The 22,749-nt window shown below is 72.0% G+C and carries 21 protein-coding genes and 1 pseudogene; 8 read left to right on the forward strand and 14 right to left on the reverse strand.

Going from position 1 to position 22,749, the window contains the following annotated elements; translation table 11 throughout:
* Window positions 1-129: 129 nt before the first annotated feature.
* Both NUM_RS03220 and NUM_RS03225 read right to left on the reverse strand, forming a co-directional pair.
* Window positions 130-1,914: a siderophore-interacting protein gene (locus NUM_RS03220; protein WP_207123019.1), complete on the reverse strand. Its 1,785-nt coding sequence runs from the start codon at window positions 1,912-1,914 to the stop codon at window positions 130-132.
* A 2-nt stretch (window positions 1,915-1,916) separates the two neighbouring features.
* Window positions 1,917-2,951, reverse strand: a complete 1,035-nt coding sequence (locus NUM_RS03225; RefSeq protein WP_207123020.1) for an ABC transporter substrate-binding protein — start codon at window positions 2,949-2,951, stop codon at window positions 1,917-1,919.
* Window positions 2,952-3,192: 241 nt separating this feature from the next.
* On the opposite strand from NUM_RS03225, the gene NUM_RS03230 reads away from it, so the two are divergent.
* The 3 genes from NUM_RS03230 (at window position 3,193) to NUM_RS03240 (ending at window position 5,686) form a co-directional block, all read left to right on the forward strand.
* Complete coding sequence (locus NUM_RS03230; RefSeq protein ID WP_207123021.1) at window positions 3,193-3,354, forward strand: hypothetical protein; 162 nt, start codon at window positions 3,193-3,195, stop codon at window positions 3,352-3,354.
* Complete coding sequence (gene fes, locus NUM_RS03235; protein WP_207123022.1) at window positions 3,351-4,691, forward strand: enterochelin esterase; 1,341 nt, start codon at window positions 3,351-3,353, stop codon at window positions 4,689-4,691. Before NUM_RS03230 ends, fes begins: the two co-directional genes overlap by 4 nt.
* 116 nt (window positions 4,692-4,807) lie before the next feature.
* The gene (locus NUM_RS03240; protein WP_207123023.1) at window positions 4,808-5,686 is read left to right on the forward strand and encodes an ABC transporter substrate-binding protein; all 879 of its coding nucleotides are present in this window, start codon (window positions 4,808-4,810) and stop codon (window positions 5,684-5,686) included.
* Between the two features lie 198 nt (window positions 5,687-5,884).
* Here NUM_RS03240 and NUM_RS03245 read toward each other — a convergent pair whose 3' ends face one another.
* Complete coding sequence (locus NUM_RS03245) at window positions 5,885-6,850, reverse strand: Lrp/AsnC family transcriptional regulator (protein WP_207123024.1); 966 nt, start codon at window positions 6,848-6,850, stop codon at window positions 5,885-5,887.
* 84 nt (window positions 6,851-6,934) lie between these two features.
* Here NUM_RS03245 and NUM_RS03250 point away from each other — a divergent pair, with 84 nt between their 5' ends.
* Window positions 6,935-8,128 carry a carboxylesterase family protein gene (locus tag NUM_RS03250; RefSeq protein ID WP_207123025.1) on the forward strand — a complete coding sequence of 398 codons (1,194 nt, stop codon included), beginning with the start codon at window positions 6,935-6,937 and terminating at the stop codon, window positions 8,126-8,128.
* Window positions 8,125-9,795: an amidohydrolase gene (locus NUM_RS03255; protein ID WP_207123026.1), complete on the forward strand. Its 1,671-nt coding sequence runs from the start codon at window positions 8,125-8,127 to the stop codon at window positions 9,793-9,795. The genes NUM_RS03250 and NUM_RS03255 overlap by 4 nt, the downstream gene beginning before the upstream one ends.
* A 29-nt stretch (window positions 9,796-9,824) precedes the next feature.
* Here NUM_RS03255 and NUM_RS03260 read toward each other — a convergent pair whose 3' ends face one another.
* Together NUM_RS03260 and NUM_RS03265 are read right to left on the reverse strand one after the other, a co-directional pair.
* A complete protein-coding gene (locus NUM_RS03260; protein WP_207123027.1) occupies window positions 9,825-10,091 on the reverse strand; it encodes a class I SAM-dependent methyltransferase in 267 nt (88 codons plus the stop codon).
* Between the two features lie 388 nt (window positions 10,092-10,479).
* Window positions 10,480-10,617 (reverse strand): annotated as a pseudogene (locus NUM_RS03265) (hypothetical protein); the annotation flags it as partial.
* Between the two features lie 27 nt (window positions 10,618-10,644).
* Here NUM_RS03265 and NUM_RS03270 point away from each other — a divergent pair.
* Window positions 10,645-10,905, forward strand: a complete 261-nt coding sequence (locus tag NUM_RS03270; protein WP_207123028.1) for a hypothetical protein — start codon at window positions 10,645-10,647, stop codon at window positions 10,903-10,905.
* A gap of 307 nt (window positions 10,906-11,212) precedes the next feature.
* Here the strand turns inward: NUM_RS03270 and NUM_RS03275 are convergent, their stop codons facing one another.
* From NUM_RS03275 to NUM_RS03290, 4 genes are all read right to left on the reverse strand, one after another.
* Complete coding sequence (locus NUM_RS03275) at window positions 11,213-12,040, reverse strand: ABC transporter ATP-binding protein (protein WP_207123029.1); 828 nt, start codon at window positions 12,038-12,040, stop codon at window positions 11,213-11,215.
* A 12-nt stretch (window positions 12,041-12,052) separates the two neighbouring features.
* Complete coding sequence (locus NUM_RS03280) at window positions 12,053-13,525, reverse strand: ABC transporter permease (protein ID WP_207123030.1); 1,473 nt, start codon at window positions 13,523-13,525, stop codon at window positions 12,053-12,055.
* Between the two features lie 638 nt (window positions 13,526-14,163).
* A complete protein-coding gene (locus tag NUM_RS03285; protein ID WP_225918301.1) occupies window positions 14,164-15,003 on the reverse strand; it encodes an alpha/beta hydrolase in 840 nt (279 codons plus the stop codon).
* Between the two features lie 63 nt (window positions 15,004-15,066).
* Window positions 15,067-15,981, reverse strand: coding sequence for an alpha/beta hydrolase family protein (locus NUM_RS03290; protein WP_207123031.1), 915 nt, complete (start codon window positions 15,979-15,981; stop codon window positions 15,067-15,069).
* Window positions 15,982-16,118: 137 nt separating this feature from the next.
* On the opposite strand from NUM_RS03290, the gene NUM_RS03295 reads away from it, so the two are divergent.
* Both NUM_RS03295 and NUM_RS03300 read left to right on the forward strand, forming a co-directional pair.
* Entirely contained in the window at window positions 16,119-16,712 is a 594-nt protein-coding gene (locus NUM_RS03295) for a TetR/AcrR family transcriptional regulator (protein ID WP_207123155.1), read from the forward strand.
* Window positions 16,713-17,349: 637 nt separating this feature from the next.
* Window positions 17,350-18,303: a LysR family transcriptional regulator gene (locus NUM_RS03300; RefSeq protein ID WP_207123032.1), complete on the forward strand. Its 954-nt coding sequence runs from the start codon at window positions 17,350-17,352 to the stop codon at window positions 18,301-18,303.
* On the opposite strand, the gene NUM_RS03305 is transcribed toward NUM_RS03300, so the two are convergent.
* From NUM_RS03305 to NUM_RS03325, 5 genes are read right to left on the reverse strand one after another with little or no spacing between them, the layout of a single operon-like run.
* Window positions 18,287-19,522, reverse strand: coding sequence for a VWA domain-containing protein (locus NUM_RS03305; RefSeq protein WP_225918302.1), 1,236 nt, complete (start codon window positions 19,520-19,522; stop codon window positions 18,287-18,289). The genes NUM_RS03300 and NUM_RS03305 overlap by 17 nt on opposite strands.
* Window positions 19,519-20,355, reverse strand: coding sequence for an SRPBCC family protein (locus NUM_RS03310; RefSeq protein ID WP_207123033.1), 837 nt, complete (start codon window positions 20,353-20,355; stop codon window positions 19,519-19,521). The genes NUM_RS03305 and NUM_RS03310 overlap by 4 nt, the downstream gene beginning before the upstream one ends.
* A gap of 21 nt (window positions 20,356-20,376) precedes the next feature.
* A complete protein-coding gene (locus NUM_RS03315) occupies window positions 20,377-21,267 on the reverse strand; it encodes an AAA family ATPase (protein WP_207123034.1) in 891 nt (296 codons plus the stop codon).
* Entirely contained in the window at window positions 21,264-21,857 is a 594-nt protein-coding gene (locus NUM_RS03320) for a nucleotidyltransferase family protein (protein WP_207123035.1), read from the reverse strand. The genes NUM_RS03315 and NUM_RS03320 overlap by 4 nt, the downstream gene beginning before the upstream one ends.
* 2 nt (window positions 21,858-21,859) lie before the next feature.
* Entirely contained in the window at window positions 21,860-22,735 is an 876-nt protein-coding gene (locus NUM_RS03325; protein WP_225918303.1) for an XdhC family protein, read from the reverse strand.
* Window positions 22,736-22,749: the final 14 nt, after the last annotated feature.

Raw genomic sequence — 22,749 nt, forward strand, 5'->3', positions numbered from 1 at the left:
CAGGGTAGTAGGCCGTTGCGCTGGTGGCCGGCGCCAGCCGGCGCCGCCGGACGGTGCGCTGCTGGGTGATGCCGTCGAGGTAGTCGACACCCACCACCACCGTCTCGTCACCGGACCTGGTCGATGTAGTTACCGTCGGATCGTCAGCAGGTGCAACTCGTCGGTGAGCGGTACGGCGTCGGTGAGGCGCAGGCCGGCCCGATCGGCCAGCGTCGCGTACTCGCGCCGGCTGCGCGCTCCGCCACCGAAGACCGTGTACAGCTGCAGGTCGAACGCCAGGTCCTCGGTGTGGTCGGCGGCTTCCGGCAGTCGTTCGACGAGATGGATCGGGGCCGGCCCGGCCGCGACGGCCAGTCGCCGGAGGATGCTGACGCACTCCGCATCGGGCCAGTCGTGCAGTACCCCGGCCAGCAGGTACCGGTCACCGCCGGCCGGCAGCTCCTCGAAGAAGCTCTGCGCACGGATCTCGATGCGATCGATGGTCCCGCTCGCGATGAACCTGTCGCGGGCTCGGGCGGCCGTGGTCGGCATCTCGACCAGGATGCCGCGCGCCTTCGGCGCGGCGAGCAGCAACCGGTCCAGCACCGTACCGGTACCGCCACCGACGTCGACCACGAGCCCGTCGAGCTGGGGCAGCGCTTCGACGATGCGGTCGACCCAGCCACGCGACCGTTCGGCAAGCGCGTCGTCGAAGCTGGTGCCCAACTGCGCGTCGTCGCCGAGCGTTTCCCAGAACGTGCGGCCGACGGCTCGTTCGTAGCCCGAGCGGCCGGTACGAAGGGCGTGCAGCAGCTGCGGCCAGCCGTCGTCGAGTCGGGCGTACCCGCTGGCGCGGTCGAGGGCGGTGTGGACGAACTCCTCGGCCAGCAGGGCGCCGTCGGCGGTCAGCGCGACGTCGCCCTGGGCCGAGACGGTGCACAGGCCCTCGTGGGCGAGCAGCCGGAGCAGCTTCGCGAGCCCGCGGGGCTGGGTACCGGTCGCTTCCGCCAGCAGGTCGAGGGACCGGACGCCGTCGGCGACCTGCTCTGCGACGCCCAACGAGACGGCCGCGCGCACGGCGTACGGGAAGGCGAGGTCGACGCGTTTGCGCAGCCGCATCCGGGCGATCGCCGCCTCGTTCTGGCTCTGCCCGGCGCGCCAGTACCCGGAGATGTCCAGGTGTCCGCGGTCGATCTTCTTGTCGTCGCGCAGCCAACGCCGGACGGGGCGCAGCATCGACGCCTCGCCCGCCGCCCACGCGTACACCTGGCCGGGCCGCCAGGTCACCGCGCGGACCGCGGCCGGCAACGCGTCTGAAGCGGTACGGTCGCGATGGATCCAGGTCAGGTCCAGGTCGGCGTGGTGCTCGATGTGCTGTTCGTCGGCGGCCGAGGGCACGGACACGATCGCGGTCACGGGGGTACCGGCCGGCAGCTCCTCGATCCACCGGGCGATGGCCGGCAGCGCGGTCTCGTCACCGATCAGCAGGTACCAGTCGACATCGTCGGGTGGCACGGTGGTGCCGCGTGGGCCGGCCACGAGGATCCGGTCTCCCGGCTTCGCCGACACCGCCCATTCGGCGGCCGAACCACCGGCGTGCCGGACGAAGTCGATCTCCAGCCTGCCTTCCACCGGGTCGAACCGGCGGGGTGTGTAGTCGCGGGAGCGCTCCAACGCCCCCGGCGGCCAGTCGAGGTGCCCGTCCTGCTGCACCGGGCGGGGCGGTTCCTCGCCGGGCGCGGGGATGAGCAGCTTCACGTGGTCGTCGGCGTTCTCGGTGCGAAACGGCTCGACGGCGTGTCCGTTGCTGTCGAACGAGCCGAGCTGCTCGCCGCCCAGGACCACCCGCTGCATCGACGGGGTCAGCGGGAAGCTGTCCTGGACCACGAGCTCGCGCAGGAAGATCGGATGCGACACGTACCGGCGGTCGGCCATCCTCAGCTCGCCTTCTTCGTGACGGTGGCGATCTTCGGTACCAGGTAACCGATCGACCACTGCAAGTTCGCGGCGGTGGGCCGTGCCATCGACCAGGCCAGCGGCGACGTGCCGCCCTGGGGCAGCAGGCCCACGTAGTGCCCCTGTTTCACCGCGGGAACGTTGGCGAACAACTTGTTGGACTCGAGCTTCTTCTTCGCGGTCTCGCCGGTGTTGTAGTTGACCACCACGATGTCGCTGTCGAGCAGCGCGAGCTGTTCGTCGCTGACCTGTGGCCGTTCCCCGGTGAACCGGTCGGCGTGGTCGCTGGGGTCGAACCCGAGCCGGTGGAACAGCGCCTCGCCGGGCGATCCCTTGCCGGTGTAGAAGGTCAGGCCGTAGCCGGGCCCGTAGTCGATCGCGAACGTGATCGACTTGCCGGCGAACTCGGGATGCCGCTTCTTGACGCCGTCGATCTTGTCGTTGGTCGCGGTGATCTGCTTCGCCGCTTCGGTACCGCGGCCGAGCGCCGCGCCGATCAGCCGCAGCGAGTCGCGCCAGTCGAACTGCGTGGTGGCCGGCTTGTCCGGGAACGCGACGACCGGCGCCACCTGCGAGAGCTTGTCGAAGTGCTGCTTGAGCTTAGTGTCGGTCACGGCGATGATCACGTCGGGCCGTGCCGTCACGAACTTCTCCAGCGGTAGCTCGCCGTCCGCGCCACCCTCGTAGGTCTGGGTGATCTTGGCGCGGGCGTCGGCGTCGATCCAGGGCCACTGCAGCTGGAACTTCGGCGCGAGCACCGGGACGATTCCGAGCGACAGGACGTTCTCGGTGTCGCCGACCTCGCCGGCGATCGCGACCCGGGTTGGCTTCGACTTCAGCACCGTCGTGCCGTACGGCGTCTTCAGCGTGAGCGGGTAGCTCGTACCGCCTTCGGTCGACGCGGCGGTGATCGAGTCGCTCGACGCTTCGCGGTGCGGCGAAGTGCTGCAGGCGGTGACCGTGCCGAGCATCACACAGAGCATGGCCGAGACGAGTACACGCAGCGTGGTGCGCACCGGACCTCCATCCCTCGATCAAGTCAGGCTAGCCTAACCTTACTAGTCCACGCGAGACGGCGGGGCCCAGCCCACAGCAGCCACGATCCCGGGCCGGCCCGCCGAGCCGGCGTACCGCGGCATCTCCCGGTGGCCCGCCGGCCACGAAGCCGGAGCCAGAGAGAGGCGAGACACGATGCCGACAGCGGCCACTCGGGACCCAGCTTATGAGGCTAGCCTTCCCTTAATTATGGGAGGGCAGATGCAGGTTCGGACGCGGTCGCTCGCCACGACGGCGGATCTCCCTCCGGTCGTTGGCGCCTCGGACGCCGGTCGCGGGCACCACCTGGGGTCGATCGACCGCAACAGCGGCGGGGTGCTGGCGGACCGGTCCGATGCGCACGCCGAACGGGTCCGCTCGTGAGCGCCTCGGAGCCCTCCTCGACAACGGGGCGCGACGCCGCCGCCATGCCGCCGCACACCGCGCCGGCCGCCCTGCCCGGACGGGTCGTCAGCCCGCGCATCGCCGCACTGGCAACGACAGCGGTCGACGAGGAGTGGTGGTCCGCGGTGCGGTCGGGACCGGTGCCCTGGTGCGAACCCGATCCGACCGACGAGCGGTACCGGATCGTCACGTTCCTGTGGCGCGACCGGCACGGCACCGGCACCGGTACCCGGGCCGTCGTGGTGTCGGTCAACAAGGTCACCGACCGGTCCGAACCTCAGACCGGTCGGCTGCACCGCGTGGTCGGCACCGACGTGTGGACCGGCAGCTGGCGACTGCGCGCGGACTGGCGCGGCTCGTACCGGATCGCCGCCGACGACCGCGATCCGCTGCCGCCGGACCGGTACTGGTCCACGCTCGCGTCACGCGGCGGGCCCGACCCGCTGAACCCGGACCAGATCCCGGGCCGGTGGGGCGGCGAGCTGTCGGTCGGCGCCCTGCCCCAGGCGCCGCCGCAGCCGTGGTGGTCGGCCCGACCCGGCGCGCCGGAGGGCGCGACGCAACGCCACGACCTGCCCGGCGACGGCCGACCGGTCTGGGTGTACACCCCACCGGGACATCACGCCGCCGCCGGTCCGTACCCGGTGCTGGTGCTGTTGGATGGTGAGATGTGGGGGCCGGCTATGCCCATCGCCCCGACGCTGGACAACCTGATCGCCGACGGCGCGATCCCGCCACTGGTCGCGCTCATGCCGGGCGCGACGGATCTGCCGACCCGGCGCCGCGAGCTGACCTGCTCGCCGGAGTTCCTGCGGCTGCTGTCGGACCGCATGTTGCCGTGGGCGGCCAGCCGCTGGAACGTCACCGACGACCCGGCACGTACCGTCATCGCCGGGCAGAGTCTCGGCGGCCTGACCGCCGCGTACGCGGGATTTACCGCACCGCAACGCTTCGGCGTGGTGGTCGCGCAGTCCGGCTCGTTCTGGTGGCCGTCCGGAACCCCGTTCGACGCCGGGGCAGGGTGGCTGACCCGCCAGTTCGCCCAGAACCCGCACCGACCGGTGCGGATGTACGTGTCGGCCGGCTTGCTGGAAGGCCCGCAACACGCACGGCACCTGCGCGACGTGCTCGTGGCCCGCGGCTATGACCTGGCCTACACCGAGTACTTCGGCGGGCACGACTATGCGTGGTGGCGCGGCGACCTAGGTACGGCCCTGGCGCGAGTCTGCCGTGACTGGCCAAGGCGACCGGCGGCCGGTCACGACCAGGCAGCGGGACAGTGTCGGACCACGTTCTGTCAAGGCGACAAGTGGTGAAGATCGTTACAGTCGCGGGCCATTAGGGCAGGCTAACCTATAGCGACCGGGCGGCACCGAACCTCCCAACGCGATCGGGCGGCGATGCCGCCCACCCGGCAGAGAGGCGGTAGGCGATGGCGGCAACGACCTGGACCTGGACCGACGATCTGGGCCACCGGATCGAACTCGACCAGCCACCGACCCGCATCGTCGGCTACGCCCAGGCGGCCGCCACCCTGGCCAGCCACGGCGTACCGGTGGCGGGATGGTTCGGCTCCCAGCATGCCGCCGAGTCGGGCTCGGGCGCGTCGGGCCCGGGCCAGCTCGCGGCCAGCCGCTTTCTCGGCGCCGGCTCCGAGTTCGACCTCGACGCGGTGCATGCGCTCGCGCCCGACCTGATCGTCAGCGTCAGTTACGGCGGCGAGCTGTACGGGGTGCCCGCGCCCGTCGCCGATCGCCTGGCCGAGCTCGCCCCCGCGGTACGGATCCGGGTCGGTGCCGGCCGCTCGCTCACCGGCTTGATCGCCCGCTTCGCCGAACTTGCCGGCACCATCGTCGGCGACGCCGGCACGGGCGGGGCCGGTTCCGGTGGGACGGCTCTGACCGACGCGGCAACCGCCCGGCTCGCCGGGGCCGGGCATGGCCGGGTGCTCGCGCTGTCCGGCGGCACGCCGGACGAGGCGTATCTGGCCAACCCGGATTTCTGGGCCGACCTGGGTCACCTGGCTGCGGCCGGCGTCACCATGTGCCCACCGGTACCGAGCCCGGGCGGCGGGTGGGCGGTGGTCGGCTGGGACGCGCTGGCCCGGTACAACGCCGACATCCTGCTGTACGACCGCCGCGCCAACTCGCTGCCCGCCGAGGAACGGAACCGGATCGCCGCCTGGGCCGCGCTACCGGCGGTGGCTGCCGGCCGGGTACTCCCGTGGGAGCCGGAACCGGTCTACACAGACACCGCGGCGGCTCAGTTCGTCGACACGGTCCGGCTCGCACTCGCCGACCTCCCGACCTGACTCGCGGCCGGCACCAGGCGGCGCGAGACGCGTCCACGGCACCGCCGGGCCCATCGCGACAGCACACCGGGCCAGCCGCGCAGTGATCGGCTCCTCGGCCGTGCGCCACCCGGGACGCCGGCGCCCTACACCGGACTCCGGCGATCCACGGTGCCGGTGACCGGCCGCGGCGACCGCCCCGCGGTGCCGGTGGGCCGGTCAGATGGGCAGCGGCGTGCCGGCTCGTTTCGTGTAGCCGTCGATCGGTGCGGTCTCGACGTGCTGGATGCCGGACAGCGATCCCAGCCGTCCGGTCAGGTACTCGTAGAACGCGTCCGGGTCGCGGCAGACCAGGAACGCCATCAGGTCGGCCGAGCCGGTGGTCGCCGCCGCGAAAGCCACCTCCGGGTGATCGGCCAGCGCGCGGGCGGCGTCAGGCAGGTGCGCCGGCGCCACCGACAGCCAGAGCACCGCCTGCATGCCGAAGCCGAACAGGCCGGGGTCGACCTCGACATCGAAGTACAGCAACCGGTTGTCCCGCAGTACCTGCAAGCGCCGACGCAGCGTCGTCTCGGCCGCCCCGGTCGCGGCGGCGAGCACGGGCAGCGGGGTACGCCCGTCGACGGCGAGCTCGGCGATCAGCCGGCGGTCCAGCTCATCCAACGCGACCACCCCGAACGGCCGTGGCGGCGCCGGCTGCAGCGCCGCGATCTGCGCCGGGTCCAGCGCGTCGATGCGGCCGAACCAGCCGCCGACACCGGCCACCGGCCGCAGCAGGCACTGCGCCGTCACCGCGGTGATCCGCGAGGTACGCGGCAGCGTCCGCAACAGTGCCGCACCGGTGGTGGCGGTCGACCGAGTGATGCAGGTGATCTCGGTGCCGCCGCACACCAGCGCCACCCAGGAGGTGTCGGGGCGCCGGGCCAGCGCCGCGGCGACCGGTTCGACCGCGTCCGGCACGCACCGGATCCGCACGAACCAGTCGGTGTGCCCCAGCCGGGCGGTGTCGGGCAGCCCCACCACCCGAACCGCGCCGCACTCGCGCAGCCGCCGGTACCGGCGCGCCAGGGTCCGGCCGGACACGCCGAGCACGGCGGCCACGTCCGTCAGCGCGGCACGCGCGTCGAGCTGCAGGGCGTGCACGAGCCGCCGGTCCAGATCATCGAGCGCGATGACGGTATCCACCGGTAGAGCCTAGATCGATGTCGTGATCAACCGATCCAGCGCCCGGAGACGGTCGAATCCGGGACCCGGGCCGATCCTGAGTGCATGGAGATCGACACCCCCGCCGGCCGGCTCCGCGGCCGGCGCACCGGCACGGTCCGGACCTTTCGCGGCATCCGGTACGCGGTCGCGCAGCGATTCCGGGCACCGCGCACGGCGCCGCCGTGGAGCGGGGTACGCGAGGCGCTGCGCCCCGGCCCGGCCGCGCCGCAACGCCCGTCGCGCCTGGCTCGGGCCGTCGGCGGCGCCGTACCCCCCTGGTCGGAGGACTGCCTGTACCTCGACGTCTGGTCGCCGGACGACGCGGTCGCCGCGCCGGTGCTGGTGTTCCTGCACGGCGGCGGGTTCCTGACCGGCTCCGGCGGACTGCCCTGGTACGACGGGAGCCGCCTCACAGCCCGCGGCGGGATCGTCGTGGTGACCGTGAACTACCGGCTCGGCGCGTTCGGCTACGCGGCCCTGGGCGACGGGCCCAACCTGGGACTGCTCGATCAGCTGCGCGCACTGGACTGGGTCCGGGACTCCATTGCGGCATTCGGCGGCGATCCGGGCCGGGTGACGGTGGCGGGCCAGTCGGCCGGTGCGCTGTCGGTGGTCGCGATGCTCGGCCGGCCGGTGGGCTTCCAGCAAGCGATCGTGCAGAGCATGCCGGGCATCGTGCCGCAGACCACCGACCGGGCCCGGCTGCTCGCGGCCGAACTGCGCGGGTGCACCGGCGCGGACCCCGCCACCGTACCGGTGGAACGGCTGCTCGACGCCCAGCAGCAGGTGCAGGCGTGCCACGGCGACCGGCGCACCATGGAGCCGGCCTTCCAGCTGGTCGCCGACGGCAGCCTCGTCGCGGCCGATCCGGTCGACGCGGCATCGCCGGTGCCGATGCTGGTCGGTACCACCCGGGACGAGACCGCCGCGATGTTCGACACCGACATCGCCGAGACCACCCGCGAGCTGTTCGAGCGGCCAACCGACCGGCTGGTACGGCGCTGGGTCGCGGACCGCACGCCGGTACAGCGGTACCGGTTCGACTGGCGACCGGCCGGCGCACCGTACGGCGCGTGCCACTGCATCGAGCTGCCGGTGCTGTTCGGCACCGGCCCGGCGTGGCACGACGCGCCGATGCTCGCCGGCCAGCAGCCGCCGCCTGCACTGGTGCACCGGGTCCAGGACCTGTGGTCGGGGTTCGTGCGCGGCGAGCGTCGGCCGACCACCACCCCACTCACGATCAGGAGCGAGGCATGACCGACACGATCTTCCGCAACGCACGGGTTCGCACCGTCGACGACGGATTCTCCGTCGCCGAGTCGTTCGCCGTACACGGTGACCGGATCACCGCCGTCGGCAGCGAGCGCGAAGTCGCGGCCGGTGCCGCGGCGGGCGCCCGGATCATCGACCTGCGCGGCGCGACCGTGCTGCCCGGCTTCATCGACACGCACGCGCACGCGGTGCACCGGGCGCTCGCGGCGCTGGCCGTACCGTCGCTGGTCGGCGCCGGCTCGGTGGCCGAGATCGCCCGCCGCATCGGCGCGGCGGCGCAACGGTCCGCGCCGGGCGCGTGGATCGCGGCGACGTCGATCGGTACCCCGCCGGACCACTTCGACCTGCCCGAGGGCCTGGCCGAGCGGCGCTGGCCGACCCGGCACGACCTGGACGCGGCGGCGCCGGACAACCCGGTCCTGATCCCGACACCCGCCTACTGGCCGCATCCGGCGATCCTGAACAGCGCCGCGCTCGCCGCGCTCGGCATCGACCGGGACACCGCCGACGCCGACGGGATCCGGTTCGAGCGCGATGGCACCGGCGCACCCACCGGGCTGGTGCACGGCCTACACTTCTACAACGGACGGGCGCCGCTGTTCGGCCGGATGATGCGGCTGCTGCCGCGGCCGTCGGCACCTGCCCGGCAGGCCGCGATCGCGGCCGAGTTGGCGGCCAACGTGGCGGCCGGGATCACCACCAGCTACGAGGGCCACGTCAACATGGCGACCGACGACCTCCGAGCGTTGCACGAGGCCGGTGCGCTGCCGGGCCGGGTGTTCGCGAGCTACGAGGTACCGGTCGGTCATCCGGATCCGGCCGCATGGCTGGACTCCGTCGCCGACGCGCGCGGTGCCGGTACCGGTGACGACGTGCTGCGCGTGGCCGGGGTGACGGTGTCGATGGAGGCGCCGGTGCAGTTCGGCGGCGCCTTGATGCACCGGCCGTACCGCGACGCGCATGGCAGGCTGACCAACGGCACCATGGCGCTGGACGTCGATGCGCTGGTCGAGCTGGGCCGGCTGGCCGCGGCCCGCGACGTGCGGCTCAACGTGCTCGCGGCCGGCGACCTGGCGTGCGCCCGTACCGTCGATGCACTGTCCACTGTGGATAAAGAGTTCTCGTTGGCCGGTCGGCACTGGATCGTCCAGCACTTCCCGCACCCCACCCCGGACCAGATCGACCGGCTCGTCGCGATGGGCGTGGCGGCACAGACCTACGCCGGCACCGACTACGGCAAGGGGGCGGCCACCTACGTCGACGGGCTGGGCGGCGAGCTGTGGCGCGATCTGGTACCGCTGCGCTGGTGGCTGGACGGCGGCGCGGTCATCGCGCAGGGCAGCGACGGCGCGCACGCCGAGGCGATGTGGCAGCTGTGGCAGACGCTGCGCCGGGTCGACGGCCGGACCGGCCGCAGCCTGCTCACGCCCGCCAAGACCGTGACCCGCCCCGAAGCGGTACGGACCTGGACGGTCAACGGCGCGATCCTGCTGGACGCCGCCGACCGGCTCGGCTCCCTCGAACCGGGACGGCTGGCCGACTTCATGGTGCTCGACGCCGATCCGCTGACCTGTCCGGTCGACGAAATCCGGGACATCACCGTGACCGGGACTGTGGTGGGCGGCGTCACCGTCCACGGCGATCTGGGCTGAGGCTGGTGCGGTCCGGTGACGACCGCGGCTCAGGATGCCGGCGGGCGGCGGGCGGTGAAGGAGATCTCCCGGCGCGGTCGATGCGCGACCGTGTCGACCGCGAACCCCGCCCGCCGCAGCCGATCCGGCAGCGTGGCCGGGTCGAGCACCACCATCGTGTCGCCGAGGTGCAGCAGCCGGAACCCGATGCTGAGATCGCTGTCGACACCGCGGAACGCGCCACCGGGCCGCAGCACCCGACACGCCTCGGCGAACAGCGCGTCCTGCTGGGCCACCGACGGCACGTGGTGCAGCATCGTGAACCTGGGCGAGATCGGCGGTCTTGTCGACGTCCGGCGTGCGTAGGATCGCCACGGCTGCCACCGAGGAAACCAGCTCGTCCGTGCTGCAATCCGCAACGAGAACCCGCCCGCGCGCCGACGCGCGACCGATTCCAGCCCGACGAGCTCGATCACCTGATCCACCCGGCGCGCCGATATGCCCGCGTACCGGGCGAGCCCCAACAGGTGCGCCCGTGCGCTCCGCCTCGGGTGGTACGACCGAGCGTCCAGGTGCGCGCCGACCGCCCGCAACGGATGACCCAGCTCCCGATAGGGCACGCCGTCGATCGTCACCCGGCCGAGCGTCGGACGATCCAACCCCGAGCAGTAGCCGCATCGCCGTCGACTTGCCCGCGCCGTTGGGCCCCAGGAGCCCGGCCACATGTCCGCTGCGAACCCGCACCGTCACCGCGTCCAGAGCGAGCTTCGGACCATAACGCTTCGTCACCGCGTCGAATAAGATCACCACTCCATACTCGGCATGCGGTACTGCCGGCAACACTGCCGAAAGTAAGATGCTTGGCTGTCGGTGCTCGCGGTGGACCGTAACGGCACCCGGCTGCGACTAGCCAGCAAATACCAGTGCGACGAGCAGGAGCAGGCCCGGCATCCGCGGGGGCTGCTGGGGACCTTCGGCGCGACCGGGGTGCACCTCGCGTCCCGGTTCACGTTCGCCGGCAATGCGTTCCCGGCCGACCCGGACCCGCGGAACGACATCCTCGGTGTGCTGATTCTGTTCGCGGACTCCGTCGCACAACCGTTCCTTCCGCACATCGTGCCCAGCGCTTGATGCGTTAAATTCGGATGCCGCCACATGTCGCCCAGTGCCAGGAGATGCCGCGGGTTCTCGGGCACCGCTCAGGCACCGGAGTCAGATGCAATCGCTTCCCACACTCCAGGATGACTGGCCATAGGCGAGCGCAGCTCGTCCCGAGATCGCTGCCGTTGCGCTGGTTGTCGGCCCCGGCCGGCGGGGTCTGGCCCCCGTTCATAGCCCTCGTCGGCTACCGGATCGCCTGAGCGGGCGGAGAACCGGACCGGGGTGGGCAGCGAACCCGGACGCCGGCCCGGGAGGCGCTGCCTGGGCCGGTCGCCGGTCACTCCGCCGCGGTCTCCTCTTCCGTCGTGCCGTCCGTCACCGGCGACGCGCCGCCGGCGCTCTTCGGTACCGTCGCACCGTCGTCGCCCTTCGGCGGGGCCTCGCCGTCGGTGCCCTTCCGCGTCGCCCTGCGGGGTCGCTGGACGCGCCGGTCGTCCTTGCGCAGCGACACCCGGCCCTTGGAGATCCACGCGATCCGCGGCGCCCGGCGCGCGACCGTACTGTCGTGGGTGACCGTGATCAGCGTCAGGCCGCGGTCCTTCCACAAGCCTTCCAACAGACCGATGATCTCGTCCCGGGTGTCCTCGTCCAGGTTGCCGGTCGGCTCGTCGGCCAGCAACACGGCCGGCTCGGTCACCAGCGCGCGGGCGATCGCGACCCGCTGTTGCTGCCCGCCGGACAGCTCCGCGGGCAGGTGGCCGCTGCGGTCGGCGAGCCCGACGTCGGCCAGCGCCGTCGCCGCGCGCTCGCGGCGCGCCTTCGCCGACACCTTCAGCGGCACCAGCGCGGTCTCCACGTTCTCCTGCGCGGTCAGCGTCGGGATCAGGTTGAAGAACTGGAACACGAACCCGAACGAGCGGGCCCGTACCGCGGCGAGCCGCCGTTCGGACAGCTTCGCCAGATCGTCGCCGTCGAACACCACGCTGCCCGAGGTCGGCCGGTCCAGCGCGCCGAGCAGCTGCAAGAGCGTGGTCTTGCCGTGCCCGGTCGGGCCCTGGATGGCGAGCCAGTCGCCGTCGCCGATGCTCAGATCGACGCCGTCGAGCGCCCGTACCTCCTTGCGCCCCTTGGTGAAACGCTTCGTCACGCCGGTGAGTGCATACATCGCCGTCTCCCTCTAGTCCACGCGCCGCAGGGCGTCCGCCGGGCGCAGTCGGGCCGCCCGCCAGCCACCGAAGCCGCCGGCGATCAGGCCACCGGCGATCGCCAGCGCGACCGCGAGCACGACCATGCCGATCGTCACCGAGGCGGCCAGGTGCACCTCGACGGTGTGCTGCGCGGCCCGGGCGAACCCGCCACCGAATCGACCACCCCCGGGCCCGCCCGTACCGCCGTGCCCACCGGCGCCGCCGCCGGTCGCGCCGTTCGCCACGGTCGCGGTCAGTGCCGGCGCCAGCCGGTTCACCAGGTAGGTACCGAGGAACCCCAGCGCGATACCGATCACCCCGCCGAGCACGCCCTGAACGAGCGCCTCGCCGAGCACCTGGCCGACGATCCGGCGGGTACGCCAGCCCAACGCCTTGAGCGTGCCGAACTCGCGGACGCGCCGGCTCACCGCGCTGACTGTGAACAGCGCCGCGGTCACGAACGCGGCGACCAGTACCACCACGGCAAGCCACCGGCCGAGGTTGCCGGCCAGCGACGCGGCGCCCGACAGCGAGCCGGAGACCGCACCGGCCAGGTCCGCCGAGCTGGTCACGGTCGCCTTCGGCAGCACCTTCTTCACCTCGGCACGGGCCGCGTCGACCGCCGACGCGCTGGTCGCCTTGACGTAGATCGTGGTCACCTTGCCGGCCTGGTCCGCGAGCGACTGCGCGGCGGCGAGCGGCAGGTACACGTCGGTGCTCTGACCGCCGCCGGAGACCACGCCGACCACGGTGAACTTCGTACCGGAGATGGTCAGCGTCTTGCCCTTGGTCAGGCCGCGCTGCTTGGCGAAGCCGCTCGCCAGCACCGCCACCTTGGCCTTGGCGTCCGCGGCGGTGAAGCTGCGACCGGTCGACACGTCCACCGACGACAGTGGCCCGACACCGGGCGCGGACAGGTCGACACCCTCGATCGAGAACGTGTCCACGTTGATCGGCGGCTGGCTGGGCGCGGCGCCCGGGTTGCCCCCGGAACCGCCCGAGCCGAACCCGCCGCGGCCCGGGCCGCCCTGCCCCTCCTGCCCCTGCTGCTGGGCGAACTTGCCGTTGACCTTCACGTCGGTGAGGCTCAACCCGCCGGCCGCCGCCGACACGTGCGGTTGCTTCGCGATCTTCGCCACCGTCGCCGCGCCGAAGCTCTGCAACCCGATCCCGGCCGTCACCCGGTCGGTGCTGAAGCTCTTCCGGTTCTGGTCGCTGCCGCGCTGCCGCTGTACGTCGAAGCGTTGCGGGCCACCGCTGCCGCGGTCGGCCTGCTGGGTGACGCTGATGTCGGTGCCGACGCCGTACAGCGAGTGCAGCACCGACTGCTGCGCGGACTGCACCCCGGACGACAGCGCGGTGACCGTGACGGTCAACCCGATCCCGAGCGCCAGCCCCAACGCCACGACGATCGCCTGCCGTCGTCGGCGCCGCAGCTCGCGACGAAGATAGGTGAGAAACATGTCCGATTCCTCCAGCACGTGGACGGCCGGGCGCGACGGTGCGCGCGGGTACCGGCCGGGGCACAGTGTCCGACCGCCCGCTGTGCGGAGCCTGTGCCGGGCATGGGGCAACTCTCGGAACGCCGCTCGCGCCGATCCACTGCCACACACCACATCGACGCGCCTCGAACGGAGGCGCCGGGCTGGTCGCACCGATCACGTCGTCGCCCTGCTCGGACCGGGCGGTCCAGCTCGCTGCCAGCTCGGTGTGGTGCGGCTTCCGCGGCTTGCCCTGCCGGCCGAGCCGCCACTGGGAATGGCCGATGCCGGCCTCCGGTCGTAGAGCCCGTTCACCGACATCCCGCCCTCTCCCCGCCGACGCCGTGTCAGACCGTGCGGCCGGCAGCAAGACGGGCCGGCGCACCCGGAACCGCTCGGGCACGCCAGACGCGGCCAGCCCCACGATCGGCCCGGCGGCGACCAGGACCGCGCCCGCCAGCTGCCCCGGGCCGAGGCGGCCGGTGCCCGGCAGCGGTGCCGCCTTCGTCGGGAACGCCACCTCGCCCACCAGCGCCAGGACACACCAGTCACTACCAATGGCAATGTGCCAGCTACTGAACAGGGTCGTGTGTGATCGTCGCCGGGTGACGGTGCTGACCCTAGGGCGTGACATGCAGCTCGGCCTGTCCGCCTGCGACCCAGATGCCGGAGGCGTAGGCGTAGGCGTAGGCGACATCCTCATCTCGGAATACTTCTGCCGAGCCGCAGTCGATGAAGGTCGGCGGGAGGCCGGACAGGTCGGTGGCGCGAGCGGGGGCCGCATAGGCGGACACCTCGTCGCCGCCACGTCGGTCCCCGAGCAGCGCGCTCCAGCCGGTGCGGTTGCTGCCGCGATCCCACACCCCGACACCGTCGATCTGCGCCGCAGAGGAGGTCTGATCGCGATCGTCCAGCATCGGGTACATCAGCATCTGACCAGCGAGTGCCGGGCCGCGCCGATCGCGCGTGAGCAGGGCGGTGCCGGCGGCGAGGCCGCCGCCGGCACTGCTGCCAGCGATGATGAGCCGCTGGGGGTCAATGCCGAGCTCGTCGGCGTGATCCCTGGTCCAGACGAGTCCGGTGTAGCAGTCCTCGACGGGGGTTGGATCCTGGTATTCCGGCGCGAGGCGATAGTCCACGCTGACGGCCACCGCGTCGTAGCGCAGCACCCACTCCGCGAGGACTCCGACGCCGCCGAGCCGGTCGCCGAACATCATGCCGCCGCCGTGGGCGTAGTAGAAGCCTGGCCGCACGCCGGCATCGCTGCGGCGAGCCGGTCGCACCACACTCAGCGTGATGGATGCGCCGTCGTAGGACGGGACGGAGACATCGCGCACTACCAGACCGCGCCGGACGAGTTCCCCTTTTGATGATGCGCCGGAGGCCATCGCCTGCCGCATGGGCTGGATCAGCTCTGGAGTGATCGTCGAGGGCAGCTGCGCGCTCAGCGTCACCAGCACGTCCGCCAGCTCGGGATCGAACGGGGGACGCGGACGAGCGACATCCACGGCGGGTCGGTCCGATCACTTGCTCTCGATGCGGCCCTGGGGCTCGGCCTCGGCGCGGAGCTCGTCTACGGCCGTCTTCCAGGCGTCGCGATCGTCGAGGACCACGGCGCTCAGATAGGCGGTGGTGAGCCGCTGCACGAGGGCGACGCGCTCCGGATTCTCATCGGTGGTTGCGGCAGCCTCGTAGCCGCTGACGCCGCCAAGCCCGTGCTCGCCGCCGAACAGGGTCAGCAGCGTCTTGTTTGCGGGGCTCATCGTGTACACATCGGTGAACCACTCGGGACCACGCGTCGAGAGCGGCGACTGGTCGTGGTCGCCGGCGGCGATGAACGCCGGCGCAGTGAACTGGGCGAAGTCGGGGCGCATGAACGGAAAGTACGTCTGCGCCATCTCCGTGAGGCTGTCCCCGTCGCCTGGATGCGCGAGCAGGACCCCAGCCAGGAAACGCCGATCCGCCATGCTGTCGCCGGGCGTGCCGGCGGCGTCCCGGACACGCTCGCCCAGCAGCATGCCGGCGGTCTGGGCGCCGTAGGAGTGGCCGGCGGCGATCAGCTGGTTCCGGTCGACGCGCCCGGCGAGGCCTGGCACGGCCTGCTCGATAAGCTCGAGGTTGTCAGCGACGTGACTCATGTCCTGCACGCGCAACCGCCAGATGTCCGGAGTACGCGGGTCATCAGGAGCCAGACCCAGTGTGCTGGAGTCCAGAAAGGTCGGCTGGATGACCACAAACCCGTGGGCTGCCCAGTAGTCGGCGAGTGGGGCGTAATCACGCGAGGACAGGCTGAATCCGTGAGCGAAAACGATCACGGGCAGCCCGGCGCCGGATACAGGCACGGACACCTTGGTCTGGAGGTCTTGCCCCCGGTAAGGGGCGGGGATGCGGACGGGCGAGACAGTGAGGACAGGAGAGAGGTGAGAGCTATTGGACATGACATCTCTTTCTGGGCACAAATGGACAACAGCGGAGCCTCCGCTGGATCGGCTAGCCTCGGTTAAGTGGATCGCCGATCCACAACGATACGGATCGCCGATCCGTTTGGCAACCATGTGGGTGCGAGGGCAGAACGCTGACGGCGAACAGTAAAGAACCGAGCCGGACGAAGAGGGCCGATGCCGTCCGGAACGCACAGGTGGTACTGGGGGCGGCGGCGGCAGTGTTCGTCGAGTCTGGCGTGGACGCGCCGATCCGCCAGATCGCCTCCCGCGCTGGGGTCGGCATCGCCACCATCTATCGGCACTACCCGACCCGCCAAGACCTCATCGTCGCTGTTTATCGGCACCAGGTCGAGGCATGCGCGGTCGCCGCCCCAGAGCTTCTGGCCTCCTCGCCCTCACCCTTCGCCGCGCTGCACAGCTGGGTGGGCCTGTTCGTGGAGTTCCTCACCACCAAGCACGGTCTGGCCTCCGCGATGAGCTCGGATGACGGCGAGTTCGGCGCCCTTCACGCCTATTTCCTCGACCGGTTGGTCCCCGCCTGTGCGCAGATCCTGAATGCCGGCATCGCTGCTGGCGAACTCCGCTCCGACATCCCCGCCGCGCTCCTACTCCGCGCGGTCGGCAACCTCTGCGTCACCAGCAGACTCGACCAGGGCGACGAGACCCAGACCATGGTCGATGTCTTCCTCGACGGACTGACGGTCAACCCGCCAAAAAGCTTGTAGGAGATCTCTCCACCGAACCCTGCTCCCCCGACAGCCGACCAGCAGCTGAGGGAAAGATCGACTGGACAGGTGCAGCCCACGCCCTGACGGTGTCCTCGCGGCGACCGGTGCGGGATCGCACGGGCCACGGCACTCGCCTTTGCGCGGGCGGGGTACCGGGGCGCCAGTGCGGACATCGCGGCACTTGCCAGCGCGGCGATGGACTACGAGCCCGCCACACCCAAGGATCTTGCGGCGGCGAGCCCGCTGGCGGCATCGACGCGGACGAGAAAGCCGCAGCGAACGCGCAGCGCAAGAAGCTGCCGCTCGGTGTGCCGTGGGTCGAGCCGGAGGATGTTGCGCCGCCGGCGGTGTTCCTGGCCCCGGCAGACGCCTGCACGGTCACGGGTACTAGCTTCGCCGCCACTGCCGGCGACAGCGCCACCATCACCGTCTAGCCGCATCGCTGACCACTGTCCGGAGGTGGAGACGATCGCTCCGCCCGCGGCCCAGATCGCCACAGCTACCAAGAACTGCCCGAACGGGTGGTCGCTGGCCCGCGGGGCCGGTTGCTGCGCCAATCGCCCGTATCGGCCGGTTGATCGGAGGTAGGTTGGAGCTGGGGCCTAGAGTGGCCGGCGGTTCGAAGGGGGCGACGGTGACCCCGACACAACTTCGGGCGTTCTCCGCAGTCGTGCGGCTCGGATCGGTCAAGCACGCGGCTGATGAGTTGCGGGTGTCCGAAGCGGCGGTGTCGCTGAACATCGCCAAGCTGCGGCGGGAGCTGGGCGACCAGCTGTTCGTCCGTACCTCGACCGGGCTGGCGTTCACGCCGGGCGGGTTGCGGCTGGCCAGCCGCGCCGCGGAGCTGCTCGGCCTGCAGGACCGTACCGTGTTCGAGGTCAGGCAGGCGGCGGGCACCCAGCGGCTGCTGCGGATCGCGGCGTCGAGCCTGTTCGCCGAGCAGGTCGCGCCCGGGCTGATCGACCTGTTCACCGCGAGGGCGAAGGACCTCGACGTCGAGCTCAGTGTGCACTCGCCGAGCCGGTTCGCGACGGCGCTGCGCAACCGCGAGGTCGACGTGGCGATCGGACCGCAGCCGGTCGAACCCGACGACGCGTTGTTGTGCCGGCCGTTCCTGCGTTACCGGATGATCGCCGTGGTCGGGCCGGAGCATCCGCTGGCCGGCCGAGCGGTCGACGCCCGCCAGTTGCGGGCGCAGACCTGGCTGCTCGGCCCGTCCGCCGCCAACGACGTCAGCGCCGTGTCGCAGCTGTTGCTGCGGCTGCACGTTCCCGAGGAGCATCAGCAGATCTTCCAGAGCCACGCGGCAGCGGTGGATCAGGCGAAGCGCTCCAAGGGGGTGGCGATGGCGCCGGCGTTCGCGGTCACCGCGGATCTGGCCAGCAAGACGCTCGTGCAGCTGTCCGGCCTCGGTACGTCGGTCGACGGGGTGTGGCACACGGTCGTGCTGGCCGACACTGGGCCGTCGCCGGCCGCGGAGCTCGTGCGGTTCATCAGCACGCCGCGGGCGATCCAGGCGATGATGCGTGGCTCCGGCGTCAACATCGGCCGGTTCCGGCCGTCGATCCACATCACGCTGTGGTCCTGACCGGTCCGCGTACCGGTAGGTCGCAGTCGGCGATCGCGTCGATCACCCGGCGCAGCGCCGCGAACGTGTCGCCCGGCAGCACCCGGTCGCAGTAGGGCAGTGCCGCCGCCATCGAGGCCACCCGCGGCCGGAACCCGGGCGCCCCGGCGCGGGGATTGATCCACAGGATGCGGTGGGCGCGGCGGCGCACCCGGGCGAGTTCGGTGGCGAGTTCGGCCGCCGGGCAGCTGTCCCAGCCGTCCGAGCCGATCAGCACGATCGCGCCGCGGAGCAGGTTGGCATGCCGGGAGGCGAGCAGCGCGTGCAGGTTCGCCGCGATCCGGGTACCGCCGAAACGGTCGCCGACCGCCTCGGTGGCCTGCGCCATGGCGGCCGCCGCGGACCGTCGTCTCAGTACCGGCGTCAGCCGGGTCAGCCCGGTGGCGAAGGCGAACACCTCCGCGTCCGCGGCTCGCACGAGAGCGCGCCCCAACTGCAGGTACGCGGTCGCCTCGGCCTGCATCGACCGGCTGACGTCGCACAGCAGCACCAGCCGTCGCGGACGTCGCACGGGCCGGATACGTACCAGCTCGATCGGTTCCCAGCTGGTGCGCCGGGACCGCGCCATCGTCTCCCGCAGCGCGGCGCGACTGCCGCTCCGGCGTGCCGCGAGGCGCCGGGTCCGCCGGGTCGGCAGCCGAGGCAGTTGCGCGCCCAGCCAGGCGTCCAGCAGTGCGAGTTGCTCGTCGTCGAGCGCCTCGAACGGCACGTCGGTGAGTCCGGCCGCGGCGGTGGGCATCCGTTGCGGTACAGCTGGCCCAGCGTCCGCGGCGTGGTCGCTGCCACCGACAACGGCCGGCAGCGTGGCCCACGGCAGCCCGGACCCGTGCTGAGCCGGTGCGGTCGGTGCCGGTACGGCGGTGAGCGTGCCGGTCGGGGGCAGCGGGCGCCGGCGGGCATGCGGATCAGCACCCAGCCCGGCCTCGGTGAACAGCGCCGCGAACAGCGCGTCGAACGCGGCGAGGTCCGACTGCCGGCGCACCAACGAGATCCGTGCCGTCCAATACAGCTCGGTACGAGTGGACGGTGGCTGCGCGGCGAGCGCCCGGACGAAGCCCTCGGCGGCGCTGAGATCGACGGAGACACCACGGTCGCGGAGTCGTCGGGTCAGCCCGGCAGCAAGCGCAGCCCGGTCCACCCCGCGCAGCGGCGGCGGCACCGGGCCCGAGCCGTTGGTCACCGGCGCACCACGAGGTAGACGATGATCGCCGCAACGACCAGCAGCACGGCCACGACCGGCATCAGCCGCTTGTAGACCGAGCCGCCGGCGACCTTCATCAGATCCAGGGGTTCCGCCTCCCGTTCCGGCGTGAGCACCCGACGGGTCGAGGTGGCCACCGCACCGGTGCGGGTGCCGGTGTCCGGGCCGGAGTCTGGGGCCGCAGAGGATTCGCCCTCGGCTGTCGCGCGCGCACCGGTGTCGATCGGCGTCGCTGCCGGCGTGGTGGCCGGAGCCGCGCCGTCGGCAGCAGCCGCGGATCGCTCGCCGCTGGGCGCCTCGGCCGGCGCCGCCGTGGTGTCCTCCGCGGCGCCTGGACTGTCCGCAGTGGACGGTGCGACGGCGTCGTCGCCGGCCCTCAGCTTGCCCTCCAGGCACTCCACGAACTGGCCCAGCAGCTTGCCGGAGACCTCGGCAATCATGCCGCTGCCGAACTGGGCGATCTTGCCGGTGATGGTCAGGTCGGTGTCCAGCGCCACCACCGTACGATCGCCGTCGGCCCGGAGCTGCGCGGTGATCAGCGCGGCGGCGTTGCCCGCGCCCCGCGAGTCGCGCCCCTTCGCGTCGATTGCCGCCCGGTGCGCACCGTCGTCTTTCTCGGCGAACCGGGCCGTACCGGAGTATTTGGCGACGACCGGCCCGACCTTGACCCGCACCGTGCCGGAGTACACGTCGCGCTCGACGCCGGTCAGCTGCGCGCCGGGCAGGCAGGGTGCGATCCGTTCCAGATCGGTGAGCAGCTGCCAGGCCTGCTCGATCGGTATCCCGACGGTGAACTCCTGGTTGATCTTCATTGCTGCCCCTTCGTGGCGTCGTCAGGCTCGGGTCGTGTCCGGTTCGTCGAGCGCGTCGAACGCGTCGGCCACGGTGTCCCGGTCGTCTGCGGTCTTGGCCAGGGCCGCCAGCGTGCGCTCGGCGGCAGGTCTGGTCAGTTCGGTGACCCCCAACAGCGACAGCGCCGACACCCAGTCGATCACCTCGGCCAGCCCCGGCGGCTTGTCCAGCTCCAGGATCCGGACGCGGCCGACGAAGTCGGCCGCCGACGCGATCAGCGACCCGTCCGCCCCCGGCACCGCCCGGCGCAGGATCTGCGCGACGCGGGCCGCCGCCGGGAACTCGATCCAGTGGTACAGGCAGCGCCGGCGCAGCGCGTCGTGCAGTTCCCGGCTGCGGTTGGAGGTCAGCACCACGATCGGTCTGCGCCGCGCGGTGAACGTACCGATCTCCGGGATGCTCACCGCCGCTTCGCCCAGGAACTCGAACAGCAGCGCCTCGAACTCGTCGTCCGCCCGGTCGATCTCGTCGATCAGCAGCACCGGTGGCCGGGGCCCGGCGAACCGGATCGCCTGCAGGATCGGCCGATCCGACAGGAACTCCGCGGTGAACAGGTCGGCGTCACGCAACCGGTCGCCGCGCGATTCGGCCAGCCGGATCGCCAGCAGCTGCCGCTGGTAGTTCCACTCGTACAGCGCCTCCGACGCGGTGAGACCCTCGTAGCACTGCAACCGGATCAGCGTGGTGTCCAGCGCGCCGGCGAGCGCCTTGGCCGCGGTGGTCTTCCCGACACCCGGCTCACCCTCCAGCAGCACCGGCTGGCCCAGCCGTACCGCGAAGAACAGTGCGGTGGCCAACCCCTCGTCGACGAGGTAGCCGACCCGTTGCATCCGGTCGGCTAGCGTCGCGGCGTCGGTGAGCTCGTTGGTCATCGGTCGCCTCCGGCATCGGCCGCGAGCAGCGCCCGGTAGTCGTCGAGGGTGTCCACGTCGATCGGGACCGGACCGGCGACCGGCACCTCGACGACCTCGTACCGGCCGGAGTGCAGCAGCTTCCACACCGCCTTGTCCCCGTGCAGCGCCGCCAGTTCGGCGAACATGCCGCGGGCGAACCAGAACGGGTGGCCGAGCCCGTCGTCGTACCGGCAGATCCCGATCGGAGCGCGGCCCGCCGCGTCGACCAGCCGACGCACCGCGGCGGTGCTCACGCCGGGCTGATCGCCGAGCAGCAGCACGATCCCGTCGGTGGCTGGGTCGACTTCGGCGATCGCGGTACGGATCGAGGAGCCGCACCCGGTGCCGAAGTCCGGGTTGCGCACCACCTCCACGCCGGTCAGATCCACCTGCGCGACGACTTGATCAGCCGCGCCGCCGAGCGCGACCAGTACCCGGTCGAGGCCGCTCCGGCGGGCCGTGTCGAGCGTCGCCGACAGCAGCGGCGCGCCGCGGTAGGCCAGCAGCTGTTTCGGCGAGCCGAGTCGACTCGACCCGCCGGCTGCGAGCACCACCCCGGTCACCGACATGGTCAGGAGCCCAGCTTCTCGGCGTACCGGTCCCGGCAGCCCGGACCGCAGAAGAAGAACTCCTCGTCGCCGGCCGTCAGCCGTGGCGTGTCCGGCCCGACCACAACCGCCATCCCGCACACCGGGTCCACCGCCTGGTGTACCGGGGGTGGTTCGGCCATCGGTGTGTCGAGCCCACCGGTACGCAGCTGGCGGACGATCTCGCCGACGATCGCCAGCGCGATCTCCGGGGCGCTGCGGGCGCCGATCGACAGCCCGGCCGGCGAATGTACCCGGGCCAGCTCGGCCCCGGTCAGCCCGGTCTCGGCGAGGACCGCGGCGCCCCGGCGCTCGCTGGCCACCAGCCCGACGTAGCCGGCGCCGTCGTCCACCGCGGTCCGGATCGCGGTGGCCTCGTCGCCGCCGTGGGTGGCGATCACCACCGCGGTCGCGGTCCGGTCACCGGTGTCGTCGGCGAGTTCCAGTCCCACCAGCGGCGCGATCTGCCGTACCGACCGGGCGATCGGGGACCCGCCGAGCACCCTGACCGCCGGCGCGGGCAGCTGCGGCTCCAGGAACACCTCGATCGCGCCGCCGGACAGGCACGGGTTGACCACCAGGTGCGCGCCCGGTACGTCCGGGAACGGCACGGCCGAGTCGGGCAGGATGCGCAGCAGCATCGGTTCCCGGTCGCGCAACGCGGTGAGCGCGGCCACCCGTACCGAGCCGGTCGCGCACTGGCCGCCGACGAACCCGTCGATGGTGCCGTCGGCCAGTACCACGGCGCTGTCGCCGGGCAACGCCGAGGTCGGCGGCTGCGCCCGCACCACCGTGGCCCGCACGTACGCGGTGCCGGCCGCGCGCAACCGCTGCTCGACCGTGGTCGCACGATCGGTCACCTTCAACACCGTCC

The sequence above is a fragment of the Actinocatenispora comari genome, from assembly GCF_017312725.1.
Taxonomy (GTDB): domain Bacteria; phylum Actinomycetota; class Actinomycetes; order Mycobacteriales; family Micromonosporaceae; genus Actinocatenispora; species Actinocatenispora comari.

Excerpts from the sequence above, each read along its gene's own strand:
- NUM_RS03220 (WP_207123019.1), bottom strand. The coding sequence starts at position 1,914 with ATGGCCGACCGCCGGTACGTGTCGCATCCGATCTTCCTGCGCGAGCTC.
- NUM_RS03230 (WP_207123021.1), top strand. The coding sequence starts at position 3,193 with ATGCAGGTTCGGACGCGGTCGCTCGCCACGACGGCGGATCTCCCTCCG.
- NUM_RS03240 (WP_207123023.1), top strand. The coding sequence starts at position 4,808 with ATGGCGGCAACGACCTGGACCTGGACCGACGATCTGGGCCACCGGATC.
- NUM_RS03250 (WP_207123025.1), top strand. The coding sequence starts at position 6,935 with ATGGAGATCGACACCCCCGCCGGCCGGCTCCGCGGCCGGCGCACCGGC.
- NUM_RS03255 (WP_207123026.1), top strand. The coding sequence starts at position 8,125 with ATGACCGACACGATCTTCCGCAACGCACGGGTTCGCACCGTCGACGAC.
- NUM_RS03260 (WP_207123027.1), bottom strand. The coding sequence starts at position 10,091 with ATGCTGCACCACGTGCCGTCGGTGGCCCAGCAGGACGCGCTGTTCGCC.
- NUM_RS03275 (WP_207123029.1), bottom strand. The coding sequence starts at position 12,040 with ATGTATGCACTCACCGGCGTGACGAAGCGTTTCACCAAGGGGCGCAAG.
- NUM_RS03280 (WP_207123030.1), bottom strand. The coding sequence starts at position 13,525 with ATGTTTCTCACCTATCTTCGTCGCGAGCTGCGGCGCCGACGACGGCAG.
- NUM_RS03290 (WP_207123031.1), bottom strand. The coding sequence starts at position 15,981 with ATGTCCAATAGCTCTCACCTCTCTCCTGTCCTCACTGTCTCGCCCGTC.
- NUM_RS03310 (WP_207123033.1), bottom strand. The coding sequence starts at position 20,355 with ATGAAGATCAACCAGGAGTTCACCGTCGGGATACCGATCGAGCAGGCC.
- NUM_RS03315 (WP_207123034.1), bottom strand. The coding sequence starts at position 21,267 with ATGACCAACGAGCTCACCGACGCCGCGACGCTAGCCGACCGGATGCAA.
- NUM_RS03320 (WP_207123035.1), bottom strand. The coding sequence starts at position 21,857 with ATGTCGGTGACCGGGGTGGTGCTCGCAGCCGGCGGGTCGAGTCGACTC.